Here is a 15,228-nt window from a genome sequence, read left to right on the forward strand (position 1 = left end):
ATACATGTCTGAAAAGAAAAAAAATAAAACCTTTAAATATTGGGTGGGAAGAATACACTTATGGCTCGGATTAATTTCCGGGCTGTTTGTTTGTTTCCTTGGAATTACAGGCTGCATCTTAGCCTTTGAAAGAGAAATTGAAAATGTTACCCAACCCTATCGCAATTTGGCGGTTCAAAACAAACCCTTACTTTCACCTACCGCATTAAAAAAGATTGCAGATCGAGCCCTGCCAAACAAGCATGCCCATAGCATTACTTATCAACCTGGCAAAAGTGCACAAGTTGTTTACTATAATTTTGATCCGGAATATTATTATATCGTTTTCGTAAACCAGTACACGGGCGAAGTAATTAAAGTTAAGAACATGAACGATGATTTTTTCAGAATCGTGATCATGGGGCATTATTATTTATGGTTACCACCAGAAATTGGCCAGCCAGTACTTACTACAGCTACCTTAATGTTTGTGGTTTTATTGTTTTCTGGTTTGATATTGTGGTGGCCAAAAAACAAAGCGGCATCAAAACAACGTTTTACCATCAAATGGAACGCGAAATGGCGTAGGGTTAATTATGACTTTCATAACGTGTTGGGCTTTTACATTACATGGATTATCATTTTTATTGCACTTTCGGGGATGGTGATGGGCTTCCAATGGTTTGCCAAATCGGTTTACTTTGTAAGTTCGGGCGGTAAAACGCTCAATCAGTTCGAAGAAACCTATTCTGATACCACCCGTAATGCGAAGCTGCAGCTAAATGCTTCAGCTGCTGATCAACTTTGGAAATCTTACCTGGATGCCGATCCAAAATTTAACGGAAGTCTTGACGTTCATGTTCCCGAAAACGAAAAAGCATCAATAGAAATTGCAAAAAACCCTGATCCGGAGACCTATTGGAAAGCTGACTACAGTTATTTTGATCAGCACACCTTGAAAGAGATTGAAGTGAAGCATGTTTTCGGAAAGTTAAAAAACGCAACTGTTGCCGATAAAATCATGCGCATGAATTATGACATCCACGTAGGTTCAATAGCGGGACTACCAGGAAAAATCATCGCATTTTTTGCAAGCTTAATTGCAGCAAGTATGCCAATTACAGGTGTTCTCATCTGGATTGGAAGAAATAAGAAAAAGAAAAAATCTGCCACCGCAGCTCAGTAACGATAACAACTTAAATTATGAAAATTTTAAACCTCCTTCTGGCAATAACCGTATTTTTTACGTTTAGCGCTAATGCTCAAGACAAATTGGAGCAAGATAGAAAAGCCATCAAATCATTGGCCGGATTTTATAAAGTAAACTTCAATTATGGTGAAGTGACTTCTCCTGATCCAAATTATACCTTTAGCAAGCCATACAGAAGCCATGGAAATGAATGGGCTGAAGTAATTGTTGATGAGCCTAAAAAGATTGTCATTCAGCACATGTTGGCGATTAATGATTCGACGGTAATTAAACACTGGCGCCAGGATTGGACTTACGAGGATCCTGAAATTATGCTTTATACTCAAGATAATGCCTGGAAGAAGGTGACCTTGAGCGCTGCTGAGGTTAAGGGTAAATGGACGCAAAAAGTTTATCAGGTTGATGATAGTCCACGTTACCAGGGTTATGGCACCTGGAGCCATGTTGGTGGTCGCGATGCCTGGCAAAGTGAAACCGATTCTCCACTTCCCAGAAGAGAATCTACCGTACGTAAAGATTACAATGTTTTAAACCGCGGCAGCAGAATTACCATTACCAAAGAGGGTTGGATGTTTGAGCAAGACAATAAAAAAGTTGCTAGAACACCACAAGGCGATAAATTAATAGCCGTTGAAAAAGGTTATGAAGAATTTACGAAAATAGATCCAGCTAAATTTGCCTTTGCGCAAAAATGGTGGGATAGCCAAAAAACTTATTGGGCAGATGTACGCGACGTTTGGGCAGATTTAGCGAAGACTTCCACTACCAATTTCAAAGTTCAAACCAATGTAAATGGCAAATTGCTCTATGAAACATTATTTACTTTAGGCGATCAATCCATTAAAGAAAAATGGACTGCCAGCCAAAATAAGGAGAAAATAAAATCAGCTTTGCAACCCTATTTAGCTAAGTAGATTTATCCAAATCATATTTTAGGTCGGTTGATTTTCAACCGACCTTTTTTTTGATTGCAAAGTAAGTTACTGTGATTATATTAGCTTATAAAATTAATCGCCTTATAAAATGAAGCTTATCAACTTTTCAAAACACTTTTTCCTGGCATCTGGTGTAATCTGGACATTGTGTGCACTTTCGATCTTATTATTCCAATTAAATTTTCAGCGTCAGGAAATCATTATCACGCTAATACTGCCTCTGGCTTATGCCATAATTAAAACATTAGAAAAACCTAAAGTGGCAGAATTACAGCAATGATTTTATGGCATCTTCGCTTGGGTACTTTATAAATAAATAGCCAAAAATTTCTGTGATTTAACAATCGATAGAAAAAACTTGCATCAACATTGGTAAATTACAAGCATGAAAAACTTGCTGCTTGTATTCGCCTTATTTTATTCTTCTTTTTGTCCTGCTCAAGATTCTGCCTACACCCGAAAAATGGTAGATAAACTTACTTCAAAAGAATTTTGGGGCAGAGGTTACACGAAAGACGGAATGAAAAAGGCTGCAGATTTCATTGCTGAAGAATATAACAAGCTGGATTTAATTCCCTTCGGCACAAGTTACAAACAGAATTTTAATTTTCCGGTTAACACATTTCCCGGAAAAATGATGGTAGAAGTTAATGAGAAAAAATTAATTCCAGGCAAAGATTTCATCATCAATAACGAAAGTCCGACGGTTAAGCTGAAAGCAGCCTTAAAGCAAATTGATAGTTTAAATTTTCAGGCAAGTCCAATATTACAAGTTTCATTAAAAGATAAACTCACCTGGTCTGTAGCTACCGAAGTTGGTGAGAAGACACAAATCCAAATCAATAGAAAAGCTTTGAATACTAGCCCGAAGCGGATAAATGTTGATATTGAAAACAGGTTCATTAGCAACTTCCAGGCTTCTAATATCTGCGGTTTAGTTAAAGGCACCAAATATCCCGATTCTATCTTAATGATTACCGCTCATTACGATCATTTGGGTGGCTTGGGAAAAGACACGTATTTCCCCGGAGCAAATGACAACGCTGCCGGTGTTGCTACACTTTTAAGTTTGGCGAAATTCTATGCTGCAAATCCTCAACCTTACTCTATTGGTTTTATTTGTTTCGCTGCCGAAGAGGCAGGCTTATTAGGCTCAAGATATTATACTGAAAATCCACTTTTGCCGCTGAATAAAATTAAATTCCTCATTAATCTTGATTTAGTGGGCACAGGCGAAGCTGGGATGACAGTGGTTAATGGGTCAGTTTATCCAAAAGCATTTTCCTTATTAAAGGAAATTAACGACCAGCATCAATATATTTCAAAAATAAATTCGAGAGGCAAGGCGGCAAATAGCGATCATTATTTTTTCTCTGAAAAAGGGGTTCCTGCCTTTTTTATTTATACTCAAGGTGGGCCTTCTGCCTATCACGATGTGTTTGATCAAGCCTATACTTTACCATTAAATAAGTATAATGATCTTTTTAAATTGCTGGTCAGCTTTAATAAAAAGTTAATGAAATAGCTTCAATTCTAGGATGAATTACCTCAAATTTTATATCAACGCCATCCACCTGTTGACGAATTGTTGATTAAGCTGTAAACCCTATTGGGATAAAATTTAAAGCCGTTGGGATAATTAAATATAGTGGCGAAGTTGTTCTCCTCATATTTGAATCAACAAAAAAAATAGATTCACTATGAAAACCATCCTAAACTTCAACTTCGCATTGTTACTATTGATCAGCATAGCGGTTAATAGCAAAGCCCAAAATCAAATAGAAATTGTAATTGTAGCTTCTTCTCACGATAACTCTAAATCGACACAAAATTTTCAGGCTATAATTGATAAACTTAAAAATTTTAAACCTGATATGGTTTTCGGAGAGTATCTGCCAGCAACAGATTATGCTACGCTAAGTGATGACCATTGGGCTAAACAAGGGTTTGCAAAAAAGGTTAACTACATTACCAGATTGAATCCAGGTCCACCAAAAAATAGTGCTGCTTCGATTAAGAAAAAACAGAAAGCGTTAACCTCTTTTCCATACTACCACAAAACAAGAATGGATTTAGCTGTTGAATATGCTAAAAATTGGGACAGGGGTAATTTCGATTATCAGATGTTTATATTGCAAAATGAAATGAAATCCAGGTTTGGAAAGCAAGAGCAAGAAACCTATGCTAAAATGTTTGGAAGCCTGGATTCCCTAAAAAAACTCGGGATCATCAGACCAGGAAGCGAGTACAGCAAAATATATTTTCCATTGATTTATCAACTCGGTCAGAACCAAATTTATAATATGGATTGCCAAACTTACGATAAACCTTGGGGTGAAGCTTGGGGTAAAATGGATTCTGCCTATAAAATACTGGCCCAAAAAGCTAAAGCAGATTCATTATCACCAGAAGGAAGAACAATGAGTGCGATAGACAAATATTGGGGTTATAGTAATGAAGAAGAAAAGAAGTTTTCTGCTGATGAATATGCAGGAATGGCTACAGCCAAATACGGAGAATTAATTGAAGCCTGGAACTTTTATGGCGGTCGCAAATTTTACGGCTATGCAGGTTTTCCTACCGAAACTTTAAAGGACATGGTGGCACAATGGACAAACAGAAACGAAGGCATGTGCAAAAACGTGATCGCACAGGCAAGAGCCAAAAACGCTAAGCGAGTAGTGGTTGGTGTTGGAGCAGCGCACCGGGTTTGGATGGAAGAAATTTTAGCAAAGAATCCCGATGTAAAAATCGTCAGCTACAACGACTTAAAGTAAGAACCACTACTTAATATTAATCCTCAAAGTTTAACCTTTGGGGATTTTTTCGTTTCCACCTTTGTAATTTTTTTGATTGCATTCGTAATTAACAAAATATAAAATCATCTTTACCTAAAGATTTAGTTGATAATTTTTGGGTGTGCCCTGTTTGTCACTTGGCGTGGAATAAATCGAGAATCTAAATTCATCACATTTCAAACCGAATTCGTCACATTTTTGAAAACCATTTAAACGTCAACACTAAATTAGCCCAACATTCTTACTTACCTTATATGAAGCAGCTTTTACTTTCTATTTTATTTTCTTTCTTCTTTTTAAATCTCCTGGCACAGAAGAACGGTAGTATGACTGGAATATTAGCCGATAGTGCCAACCACAAAACCACTTTGAATTATTCTACAGTATCGGTTTACAAAGTTGGCGATAGTGTACTTACCACGTATAAGCTTTCTGATGATAAAGGCACTTTTAAAATAAATAACCTACAAACGGGGATAAAATATCGCCTGGTTATTTCTGCCTGGCAATATGGCACTTACCGAAAAGAGATTGCGCTAACGCCAGAAAATCCGGCGTTAAACTTAGGTACCATTTATTTATCAACCAAGGCTAACGATTTAAACGAAGTGAACATTGTGGCAGAAAGGCCGCCTGTTATTGTGCGTAAAGACACAATAGAATTTAATGCAGAATCTTTCAAAACGCTCCCCTCTGCAGTAGTTGAAGACTTGTTGAAGAAACTTCCAGGGGTACAAATTGCCGAAGATGGATCAATTATGGTTAACGGTAAAGCAGTAAGCAAAATTCTGGTTGATGGAAAGGAATTTTTTGGAGGTGACCAGCAAATCGCAACTAAAAATTTACCTGCCAACATTATTGATAAAGTTCAGGTGGTGGAGGATAAGCAAGCAAAAAGGAGAGACCCCGATTTAACCGCGGCAGAGATTCCTCAAATTATCAATTTGAAATTGAAGAAAGCCATTAAGAAAGGTGCATTTGGCAAGTTGTATGCTGGCGGCGGCATCAAAGAACTTTATCAAGCGGGGGGTTTAATGAATTTTTTCCGCGATACGACACAGGTGAGTATTTTGGCCTATGGGAATAACATCAACCAGCCGGGCTTTAATCCAAATGATGTTCAACGTATTGGTGGTTTTAACCGAAGTGGTGTTAATTCAATGATGATGAGTTCGGGTGGCTATTTTGAGTTTAATGGAATTAGTTTTGGTGGAAGCTTTAGCGGTATACAAACCTCATCGGGCGGCGGCTTTAACTTTAATACCCTCACAAAAAAAGGCATTAAGCTAAATACTCAATATTTTTTCGGCCGCAATGATAATTTACTGGAGCGCTTAACCAATACGAACCAAACGCTGGGAAATGATCGGTTGATTACCAATGCAAATGAAAACACAAGCGCATTAACGCTTAAACATAATATTGCAGGTAAATTAGATTGGCAAATCGATTCATTAACTCAACTCACTATTGAGCCTTTTATCGTTTTAAATTCGAACAACGCTATCAGCACCAATCGCTCCACAAACACAAATGCTGCTGGCCAGCTGGTTAATAACTTGCAGAATATAAACGACCGAAATTCATCAAGTAATAAATATCAGCTGGTAGCCGATTTAAGTAAAGATTTTAAGAAAGCAGGCAGATCATTCAATATCGGTTTTGATATTTCGACTACTCCAAATCCAACCTTAAATTATAACCGAAGCATCAGTAACTTCTTCATTACCCCATCAATTTCAGAAATAGATCAGCTGCGGAACAATCAAATTGAGAATTTTCGATCGTACATCTATGCCAATTATAGCGAACCCATCAATAAAAAGTTAAGCTTTAAAATTGATTTAAGCGGAAATATTTTGAACAACGAAAATGCCTTGAGCACATTTTACAGGAACCCTGCAAACCAACTATATGATGTAGTAATCCCTAGTTTAAGCCAAACCGTAGAGCAGGCTGGCTTTAAAACGAACACGAATATTAGTTTGAAATACCGAATAACCAAAGATTTTAATATCCAACCTGGAATTGTACACAACTACATTTCATTAAATAACCTCTTTAGCAATAGCGCCAACATCGATCAGCGATATCATTTCATTTGGCCTTCGTTTCAACTGGTGTATAAAATTTTTAGGTTGAATTACGATGCCCGTTTTACAGAACCAAATGTAAGTTATTTGCAACCTGTAGCCGATAATACCAATGCCCTTTACATTAGAAATGGCAACCCTAATTTGCTGCCAGCAAGAATGCAAAGATTGAGTTTGAACATGTACAAATACGACCCGAAGTTGCTAGTTAATTATAATTTGTATGGTTACGGAAATTTCACCAAAAACGGCATCGTAAATACCACAATAATTAGCAATGGTGTGCAAACCGTTACTCCAATTAACGTGAGTGGCATTTATAATTTTAATGGTGGTGCAAATGGTTCGAAGGATTTTAAAATCAATAAAACAACTTTAAAAGTAGGCTTAGGTTTCTGGGCAAACTTCAATCATACGCCGATTATTATCAATAATATCAGAAGTGATGCAAACGTATTTTATGTTGGCCCTAATGGAAGTGTGAAATTAAACTTGAACGATGTTGTCGAATTAAACCAATCTTATTCCATTAACCTAAACCGCAGCCGTTATCAGGATGATTTTTATACTGATTTAAGTTACAATACGCAGAATAGCACTTCTGAACTGATTATCAGATATCCCAAAAAGGTAGTATTCGAAACCAATTTCGCCATCACTGCAAATACGCAACAAATTGCCGGTTACAACAATAACATTAAACTGTGGAATGCAGCAGTGACGTATCTCTTCATGAAAAATGACCGACTACAATTGAAATTAGCGTTGAATGATATTTTGCAAAGTAATGTGAGGCGATCTGTAGAGATTACCGGGAATAGCGTAATCGATTATCAAACCAATAATTTAGGCAGGTATGGAATGGTAACGCTGACTTACAATATCCAAAATTTTGGGCAGAAAGTAGGCGGAAGACAAACGTTTTTTAGCTTTTAAACTTAAAGCTTCATAGCTTGCGTGCAATATGCAGGCAAGCTATGACGAATTTATGCCAAGGTCATCTTCACCAAATACTGGTCTTCTCCATCGTCGAATATCATTTCACAGTTCCAGCCGGTTTCTGTTGCGATGGCTTTAATGGTTTCTTCATCTACATAAACCCAGTTAAACCAATCTCCCTTTTCTCCTCTGTATTCATATTGATAAGAAACTTCACCGTAATATTGATTTTGAGGCTTTGGCAAATCCTTATATAAATAATAAATATCCGATGAATCGAAAATTACCTGTCCGCCTGGATGGAGTAGATCTTTAATTTTGATTAAAAAATCTTTGAAACCGGCCAACGTTCCGGTTAAACCTATGCCATTCATTAGCATTAAAATGGTGTCGAACTTTTCTTGATAGGTAAAGACATCTTGCAGCAAAGCTTTTTTCACTCCACGATCTTTCATAATGTTAACCGCAGCTTCAGAAACATCAATAGCAGTGACATCGATATTAAAAGCCTGTAAAAGCAACGCGTGACTGCCGACACCTGCTCCGATATCTAAAACTTTCCCGTGACATAGATGCAATGCCTGAAGTTCCAACACGGGCATATCTTCATCATCACGGAAGAAAAATTCCAAGGGCATTTCTTCAGGCTCACCATAAGAATTGTGCAACCAGAGTGTATCGGCTTCGCCGGTTTTGTAAATATCAATAAGCGCTTTACCAAAAACATCCATGGAAGCAAAGATAGAAATTGGAAAATGGAAATGGAGGATAAGAATCAAAAGGCATCACCCTTTCGACTGGATCAAAGTCCCTAACATGCGGGAGAGAAATCTTTGAAGTATATTCGCTGGTCAAAGATTTCTCCACTTCGGTCGACATGACGGCCAGCCTAAAAATTAATCTAACTCAAATTCCTGATGATATTCCGGAATAGCCACATGTTTAAATCCATAGTCTTTTAATCGCGTTGCGAAATGCTGCTGAACTTCATACTCTCCATGCACAAGAAAAAGCTGCTTCACTTCCGCTGGATCCTGACAAGACAGAAACTGCAATAAATCTTCATAATCGCCATGCGCACTCATCGATTTTATTGCTTGCACTTCCGCCTTCACATCATATTCATCACGGAAAATTTCAACTACTTTTTTACCAGCAACCAATTGTCCACCCAGAGAATTGGGTTCACAATAACCCACCATTAAAATGGTATTTTTCTGGTTTCCGATATTGTTTCTGATGTGATGTTTCACTCGGCCAGCATCCGCCATGCCCGATGCAGAAATAATTACACAAGGACGTGGATCATCGTTCAGTTTTTTCGATTCTTCCACACTTTCGATGAAACGCAAGCCTTTGAATCCAAAAATGTCGTGGTCAACTTTTAAAACTTGTTTTACACCATTATTGTAAACCTCAGGATGGTTGCGCAAAATTTCGGTAGCTTTTGATGATAGCGGACTATCAACGTAAAATGGAACATCTGGTAATTTTCCTTTTAACTCCAAGCCGTTTAATGCATATAATAACTCTTGCGTTCTCCCAACGGCAAAAGCCGGTATAATTACCTTACCTTTTTTTGCGATACAGGTGTGATTAATGATTTCGTAAAGCATTCCTTCAATCGGATCGAGGTCTTTATGAAGTGAATCGCCATACGTAGATTCCATCAAAATGTAGTCAGCCTGATCGAATTGCTGAGGACTTTTCAACAGTAAATCTCCATAGCGACCAACATCGCCAGAAAAGGTAATCCTTTTCGTGTCGCCGTTTTCGGTAATAGTTAAATGAACCGCAGAGCTACCCAAAATGTGTCCGGCATCGGTGAGTTTCAAACGGATGTTTTCATCGATTTCGAAATCTTTCTCATATTCCACAATTTTCATCTGACTCAAAGTCTGGGTCACATCTTCCTCTGTGTAAAGCGCCTCTTCCATTTCTTCACCTTCACGTCGATGCTTATTTGAAAAATCAGCGTCCTGCATCTGGATTTTCGCTGAGTCCATCATTAAGATGCGAGAAAGATCCATTGTGGCGGGCGTACAGAAGATTTTTCCGCTAAAGCCATCGGCTACCAATTTAGGCAACAAACCGCAATGATCAATGTGGGCATGAGATAAAATGAGATAGGTAATTTTCTTGGGATCGAAACCAAAATAGTCATTTAGTTTATCGGTAACACGACCCATTCCCTGAAACAGGCCACAATCTAGTAATATCTGTGTGTTATTTTTTAGGGTAATAAGGTGCTTACTTCCCGTCACTGTACGGGCAGCACCATGAAAGGCAATCTTCATTAGATGGTTAGAATTAATGTAGCATAAAAATGCCGGATATTTCCGGCATTTCCAATTTCTTTAAGCGTGAACTTCTGAGATTTTATCTTTAACTCTCTCTGCTACCCCAGAGGCTTTGTCTGCTAAACCTGATGCCTTATCTGCTAATCCAGCTAACTTATCTTTAGAAGCATCTAAAAGATCAGCAAAAAAATCTGAAACCTTACCTTTTAAATCACTAGATGAATCTGATGATAATGCTAATGCAATTGTTGCGCCTAATGCTGCTCCAGCTAAAACGCCCACTATAATTTTTGTCTCTTTTTTCATGGTTTTCGTTATTTAGTTATTAAACATATTAACCCTTAAGGTGTTTTAACTTTTTTTACCTTGCAAAAACCAAACCACAATGAAACAAGTATTTTTTATCGATTTAGATAACACGATTTACTTTACCAAACCGAATGAAGATGTTTTGATGAAAGGACTGTATGATTTGCTTGAGAAGCAAGATTTAAAACTCACTGACGAACAATATGTGGCCGCAAAAGCGGAAATGCTAAGAACACCATTCTTAAAAGTGGCCGAAAAATACGAATTTCCAAAAGAGGTAACCGATCGTTTAATTGATTATCTATCGAATAGAGAAGTCACCAAAGCATTAATTCCGAGTGATGATTACCATTATATAAAAAGTTTAAAGGGCAGAAAGTTTATCGTTACCGCCGGTTTCCCTAAACAACAGTATTCAAAAGTGAAAATGCTAGGAATAGCTGATGATTTCGAAGATGTTCAAGTTGTTGATGTAGCTGTTAGCAATAAAAAACAGGCATTCTTAAATTTAATTGAAAAATTTAAGCTGAATACTGAAGATATCCTGATCATTGGCGATGATGCAGAATCGGAAATTAAATATGGGCTGGAACTTGGCATCGAAACTTTTTTGCTGGATCCTGAAAATCTTCATCCAAACGCCAAAAGCACCTATATTGGAAAAAATTTAAGTCAGCTGCGCCAGGCTGCGGGGCAATAATTACCCAAAAAAGTCCCGGTTTTCACCGGGACTTTCCATTAATCTATCCTCTGCCACCTCTTGATGGCCTGCCACCTTCAGCGCCACTTCTTTCGCCACCACCTCTTTGTTGTTGAGGGGCCGATTCAGTTCTTCTTTGTTCCTGGCGTTGTTGCATTTGTTGCTGTTGTTGTGCTCTTTGCTGTTGCTGTTGCGCATCACGTTGAGCCCTTTGTTGCTCTGCCTGCTGACTACGTTGCTGCTGCATTTGCTGATCACGTTGAGCCCTTTGTTGCTCTGCCTGCTGACTACGTTGCTGCTGCATTTGCTGATCGCGTTGAGCCCTTTGTTGCTCCGCCTGCTGAGAACGTTGCTGCTGCATCTGCTGATCACGTTGTGCTCTTTGCTGTTCTGCCTGCTGACTGCGTTGTTGTTGCATTTGCTGATCGCGTTGAGCTCTTTGTTGCTCCGCCTGCTGACTGCGCTGTTGCTGCATCTGTTCGTTGCGTTGTGCATTTTGTTGTGCTGCCTGCTCTGAACGTTGTTGTCTTTGTACATCTCCTGAGCGATCGTTATTTCCTCTCGTCTCATTTTGAGCACGTTGCTGATCCTGACTCATGCGATCTTGCTGATTACGTTGCTGACGCATTTGGTTTGCCCGTTCCTGATCTTGGCCTCTATTTAAGTTGCCATCATTATTACGTTGGTCAATTCCATTTGAATTGCCTCTGCTCGTACGGCCATTTGCGTTTCTATCGTAAGTTTCACCCCTATTATTTGGTTGATTATTGTCACGACCGGCGTTAGCTTGATTTCCTCTGTTCGGTTGACCACCACGGTTATCGTTTCTGTTTCCAAAGCGATTATCATTATTTCCCCTTTGATCATTATCGCTGCGATTGCCGTTATTATCTCTGCCAGGTTGATTACGGTTTGCGTAACCTTCATTTCTTCCACCTCTGCTTATCCCAGCATTTCCCTGCTCAAATTTTCTTGGCGCTGCGTTGCGGTTATCGGCATTACGCTCTGGTCTTGGTCTGTAAATCGAAACCTCCCTTCCTCCAACTCTACTTGCACCCGGGCGATTACTTTGCGCATACCTGTAAACAGTTACATCACGATTAGTTGCTCTTCTGATATCATCAATCCTCGGACCGCCATAATAAGACCTTCTGTTGTAAACGTAGGTATTATTGATGATCGTAGTATTGCGGATGTAAACATTGTTACGGCCGTAATCGTACCTAGGGAAAGTATTTATATAAATATTACGCTGAGGGATAAAGTTCCAGCAGAACTCGGGAACTGAATAACGCCTTCCAAAGCTTAAATTAATGCTAATGCTTGGTGCCATTGGTGCCCATCCATAATACCCATCGCCACTTCTCCAATCTACCCATGCTGGTCCCCAGTTTGTATCTGGCAACCAAATCCACTGGCGGTAGCTGTTAATTACCCAACGGCCATAGTGAAAAGGAGCCCAACCCCAATCGTAGTTCGAAACCCAGGTATTTCCATATTCTGTCATTGCCCAGCGGCCATTGGTATAATATGGGCGAAATTCGTTTTGGTCGACATCAGGACGCCAAACATACCCGTACTGCGGATCTTGAATCCAGGTACCGTAAGGAGAAAGTTCATCATAAAAGGTTTGCATAGAAACATTCCCTGTGCTATAACCATCATCCTGATAATTGTCTTGATAGTCTTGTGCCCTGACTAAGGTGGTGGTTCCGGCAAGGAGCCCAAAAAGCCCCAGCACAATTGCCGATTTTTTCAGTGTTTTCATTTGTGTGTTTATTTAATAACCTAACTTGTGTGTATCAATTAGAGAACCAAAATTCATCAAGGTTTAATATGCTTGCATAGTTTTTCGTTTTTTGGCCTGATATTGCCTCTGAAGGCATATTTAACTAATATTTAACGTTTTAAGCGAAGGTTAATTGTGCAGAAAATAAGTCAGCTAGAAATAATATTTGCTACACCACTGTTTAGAAAATAGATTATATCGCATTAACGCAAAACTTTAAAACTAAAATTCTGTTTATTGTACCTATTTTTGCAACATGCAAAACGGCACCTTATATCTTATTCCTGTTCCTCTGGCAGAAGAGGTTTCACACAAAACTTTCACTCCATATTTGGTTGATACCATCAATCAGATTGATACTTACATTGTGGAGAATAGCAAAACAGCCCGTCGCTTTTTAAAGGAGGCAGGATTAAAAACACCACAAAAAGACCTCATTGTACACGATTATGGCAAGCATAACCGCACAGATTTAGGACAGTTTTTTAACGAACTAAAGGGAGGAAAAGACGTTGGCCTGATGAGTGAAGCAGGTTGTCCGGGCATTGCAGATCCAGGTGCAGAAATTGTTGCTGAAGCACACAAACTTGGCATTAAGGTAGTTCCTTTGGTTGGCCCAAGTTCGATTTTGTTGGCTTTAATGGCTTCAGGATTTAATGGACAAAGTTTTGCTTTTTGGGGATATTTACCCATAGATAAAGAACAGCGCACCAAACGGATTAAAGACTTAGATTTATCAGCAAGTCGCTATAAACAAACACAAATTTTTATCGAAACGCCTTTTCGTAACAATCAGCTTTTTGAAGAGGTGTTAAAAAGTTGTAAACCCAACACGCAGATTTGCGTAGCCAGCAACCTCACTGCTGAAGACGAATTTATCAAAACCCAAAGCGTTTACAATTGGCGCAAAGAAGAAATTGATCTTCATAAAAAACCTACTATATTTTTGATGTATTAAAACAAATGGCCTGTGACGAACAGGCTTTTTTTTTAATGAATCCGTCGGCTAAAGCCGGACGGCAATTAAGGGCATATGTGCAGTGGAAAAATTTTAACGCCACGGTCTGTGTCCTCAAAGCCCGAAACAATAAATCGAGATCAAGGGAAAGTATTTCCAATGAAAAAAATTGAGAAGATTTTTTTTTAAATTGTAAACATTTCAAGGTTAATCAATGTCATGATGATGCAACTAGAATTTGCGCAAAAGGCAAAAGAAATATTTTCAAAAAATGAAAACGTAACCGGTTTAGCTGTAGGCGGATCGTGGCTAAGCAACAAAATAGATGAATTTTCTGATTTGGATTTAATTGTGGTAACAACAGAAAAGATTACCGATGATAAAACTCTGATGATGCAATATGCCAAAAGTCTGGGTAATTTTTTATCTGGCTTTACTGGTTAACATGTTGGCGAACCCAGAGTTTTAATATGCCTTTACGACAATCCGTTGCTACATGTAGATTTAAAATTCGTTACGCTGGAAGAATTTCATGTCCGGGTGGAAACACCTCATATTCTTTTAGATAGAGATGGCCAACTTCAAAGGAGCTTGGATAATTCGGAAGCAAGCTTCCCTTTTCCAGATTACCAGTGGATTGAAGATCGGTTTTGGACCTGGATACATTACGCATTGTTGAAAATCGGTCGAGGTGAATATCTGGAAGCTTATGATTTTTTAGGTTTTTTAAGAATGGTTGTATTTGGACCACTGCTGCATATCAAAAACGAAAAATTGCCCCGAGGCGTAAGAAAAGCTGAAATGGACTTAATGCCAAAAGATTTCGAAGGTTTAATTAGCACGGTTTCGAAGTACGATAAAGCCTCAATAATGATTAGTTTGAAAAATGGGGTTGAATTGTATAGGCAACTTAGAACATCGCTCTATAACAACACAGTTGACATCAATGAAGCTGCCGAGCAGAAGGTAATGGACTATTTCGAAGATATCGAAAAAAGGTAGCAAAGTGATATTACAAATCTCGACTAGCGTCCTTCAATCTAAAATTGAACAGACCTCTTCATTTCCCTTTCGGCATGATGAGAAAAACGCAAGCAGTAGCCATTCCTAAAACTCCAGAAAGATGATACGCTTTGCAAAGTAAATAGCTTTACTAACCTGTCCACCTAAACTGGATTGCAGCGGTATCGCCCGATTTTTCATCGGGCATTTAACGGA

At 38.6% G+C, this 15,228-nt stretch carries 14 protein-coding genes; 10 read left to right on the forward strand and 4 right to left on the reverse strand.

Going from position 1 to position 15,228, the window contains the following annotated elements; genetic code table 11:
* The first annotated feature begins 4 nt into the window (after positions 1-4).
* The 6 genes from ASE92_RS15850 (at position 5) to ASE92_RS15875 (ending at position 7,951) form a co-directional block, all read left to right on the forward strand.
* Positions 5-1,165, forward strand: coding sequence for a PepSY domain-containing protein (locus tag ASE92_RS15850; RefSeq protein ID WP_056851086.1), 1,161 nt, complete (start codon positions 5-7; stop codon positions 1,163-1,165).
* Between the two features lie 17 nt (positions 1,166-1,182).
* Positions 1,183-2,103, forward strand: a complete 921-nt coding sequence (locus tag ASE92_RS15855) for a DUF6607 family protein (protein WP_056851087.1) — start codon at positions 1,183-1,185, stop codon at positions 2,101-2,103.
* 109 nt (positions 2,104-2,212) lie between these two features.
* A complete protein-coding gene (locus tag ASE92_RS15860) occupies positions 2,213-2,404 on the forward strand; it encodes a hypothetical protein (RefSeq protein ID WP_056851088.1) in 192 nt (63 codons plus the stop codon).
* Between the two features lie 105 nt (positions 2,405-2,509).
* Positions 2,510-3,649 carry a M28 family metallopeptidase gene (locus ASE92_RS15865; protein ID WP_056851089.1) on the forward strand — a complete coding sequence of 380 codons (1,140 nt, stop codon included), beginning with the start codon at positions 2,510-2,512 and terminating at the stop codon, positions 3,647-3,649.
* A 175-nt stretch (positions 3,650-3,824) separates the two neighbouring features.
* Positions 3,825-4,901 (forward strand): DUF5694 domain-containing protein, encoded by a 1,077-nt coding sequence (locus ASE92_RS15870; RefSeq protein WP_056851090.1) that lies wholly within the window; start codon positions 3,825-3,827, stop codon positions 4,899-4,901.
* Between the two features lie 275 nt (positions 4,902-5,176).
* Entirely contained in the window at positions 5,177-7,951 is a 2,775-nt protein-coding gene (locus tag ASE92_RS15875) for an outer membrane beta-barrel protein (protein WP_056851091.1), read from the forward strand.
* A 50-nt stretch (positions 7,952-8,001) separates the two neighbouring features.
* Here ASE92_RS15875 and ASE92_RS15880 read toward each other — a convergent pair whose 3' ends face one another.
* The 3 genes from ASE92_RS15880 to ASE92_RS15890 all read right to left on the reverse strand — a co-directional run bounded on the left by ASE92_RS15880 (position 8,002) and on the right by ASE92_RS15890 (position 10,560).
* Positions 8,002-8,685 (reverse strand): bifunctional 2-polyprenyl-6-hydroxyphenol methylase/3-demethylubiquinol 3-O-methyltransferase UbiG, encoded by a 684-nt coding sequence (locus ASE92_RS15880; RefSeq protein WP_056851092.1) that lies wholly within the window; start codon positions 8,683-8,685, stop codon positions 8,002-8,004.
* A 165-nt stretch (positions 8,686-8,850) separates the two neighbouring features.
* Positions 8,851-10,251 (reverse strand): MBL fold metallo-hydrolase RNA specificity domain-containing protein, encoded by a 1,401-nt coding sequence (locus tag ASE92_RS15885; RefSeq protein ID WP_056851093.1) that lies wholly within the window; start codon positions 10,249-10,251, stop codon positions 8,851-8,853.
* Between the two features lie 60 nt (positions 10,252-10,311).
* Positions 10,312-10,560, reverse strand: coding sequence for a YtxH domain-containing protein (locus ASE92_RS15890; protein WP_056851094.1), 249 nt, complete (start codon positions 10,558-10,560; stop codon positions 10,312-10,314).
* 79 nt (positions 10,561-10,639) lie between these two features.
* Between ASE92_RS15890 and ASE92_RS15895 the strand changes: the two genes are divergently transcribed.
* Positions 10,640-11,263: an HAD family hydrolase gene (locus ASE92_RS15895; RefSeq protein ID WP_056851095.1), complete on the forward strand. Its 624-nt coding sequence runs from the start codon at positions 10,640-10,642 to the stop codon at positions 11,261-11,263.
* Between the two features lie 43 nt (positions 11,264-11,306).
* Here the strand turns inward: ASE92_RS15895 and ASE92_RS15900 are convergent, their stop codons facing one another.
* Positions 11,307-13,031: a DUF6600 domain-containing protein gene (locus tag ASE92_RS15900; protein ID WP_157255767.1), complete on the reverse strand. Its 1,725-nt coding sequence runs from the start codon at positions 13,029-13,031 to the stop codon at positions 11,307-11,309.
* A gap of 277 nt (positions 13,032-13,308) precedes the next feature.
* Here ASE92_RS15900 and ASE92_RS15905 point away from each other — a divergent pair, with 277 nt between their 5' ends.
* From ASE92_RS15905 to ASE92_RS15910, 3 genes are all read left to right on the forward strand, one after another.
* Positions 13,309-14,010, forward strand: coding sequence for an SAM-dependent methyltransferase (locus tag ASE92_RS15905; RefSeq protein WP_056851096.1), 702 nt, complete (start codon positions 13,309-13,311; stop codon positions 14,008-14,010).
* Between the two features lie 222 nt (positions 14,011-14,232).
* Positions 14,233-14,454, forward strand: coding sequence for a nucleotidyltransferase domain-containing protein (locus ASE92_RS21390; RefSeq protein ID WP_235527378.1), 222 nt, complete (start codon positions 14,233-14,235; stop codon positions 14,452-14,454).
* Between the two features lie 45 nt (positions 14,455-14,499).
* Complete coding sequence (locus ASE92_RS15910; protein WP_200926439.1) at positions 14,500-15,012, forward strand: hypothetical protein; 513 nt, start codon at positions 14,500-14,502, stop codon at positions 15,010-15,012.
* The last annotated feature ends 216 nt before the right edge of the window (positions 15,013-15,228 follow it).

Source organism: Pedobacter sp. Leaf41 (assembly GCF_001422545.1).
In the GTDB taxonomy this organism is placed as follows: Bacteria; Bacteroidota; Bacteroidia; order Sphingobacteriales; family Sphingobacteriaceae; genus Pedobacter.

What these genes read in the sequence shown, in the direction of transcription:
- ASE92_RS15885 (WP_056851093.1), bottom strand. Translation starts at nt 10,251, where the DNA reads ATGAAGATTGCCTTTCATGGTGCTGCCCGTACAGTGACGGGAAGTAAG.
- ASE92_RS15905 (WP_056851096.1), top strand. Translation starts at nt 13,309, where the DNA reads ATGCAAAACGGCACCTTATATCTTATTCCTGTTCCTCTGGCAGAAGAG.
- ASE92_RS15900 (WP_157255767.1), bottom strand. Translation starts at nt 13,031, where the DNA reads ATGAAAACACTGAAAAAATCGGCAATTGTGCTGGGGCTTTTTGGGCTC.
- ASE92_RS15870 (WP_056851090.1), top strand. Translation starts at nt 3,825, where the DNA reads ATGAAAACCATCCTAAACTTCAACTTCGCATTGTTACTATTGATCAGC.
- ASE92_RS15855 (WP_056851087.1), top strand. Translation starts at nt 1,183, where the DNA reads ATGAAAATTTTAAACCTCCTTCTGGCAATAACCGTATTTTTTACGTTT.
- ASE92_RS15895 (WP_056851095.1), top strand. Translation starts at nt 10,640, where the DNA reads ATGAAACAAGTATTTTTTATCGATTTAGATAACACGATTTACTTTACC.
- ASE92_RS15850 (WP_056851086.1), top strand. Translation starts at nt 5, where the DNA reads ATGTCTGAAAAGAAAAAAAATAAAACCTTTAAATATTGGGTGGGAAGA.
- ASE92_RS21390 (WP_235527378.1), top strand. Translation starts at nt 14,233, where the DNA reads ATGATGCAACTAGAATTTGCGCAAAAGGCAAAAGAAATATTTTCAAAA.
- ASE92_RS15860 (WP_056851088.1), top strand. Translation starts at nt 2,213, where the DNA reads ATGAAGCTTATCAACTTTTCAAAACACTTTTTCCTGGCATCTGGTGTA.
- ASE92_RS15890 (WP_056851094.1), bottom strand. Translation starts at nt 10,560, where the DNA reads ATGAAAAAAGAGACAAAAATTATAGTGGGCGTTTTAGCTGGAGCAGCA.
- ASE92_RS15880 (WP_056851092.1), bottom strand. Translation starts at nt 8,685, where the DNA reads ATGGATGTTTTTGGTAAAGCGCTTATTGATATTTACAAAACCGGCGAA.
- ASE92_RS15865 (WP_056851089.1), top strand. Translation starts at nt 2,510, where the DNA reads ATGAAAAACTTGCTGCTTGTATTCGCCTTATTTTATTCTTCTTTTTGT.
- ASE92_RS15875 (WP_056851091.1), top strand. Translation starts at nt 5,177, where the DNA reads ATGAAGCAGCTTTTACTTTCTATTTTATTTTCTTTCTTCTTTTTAAAT.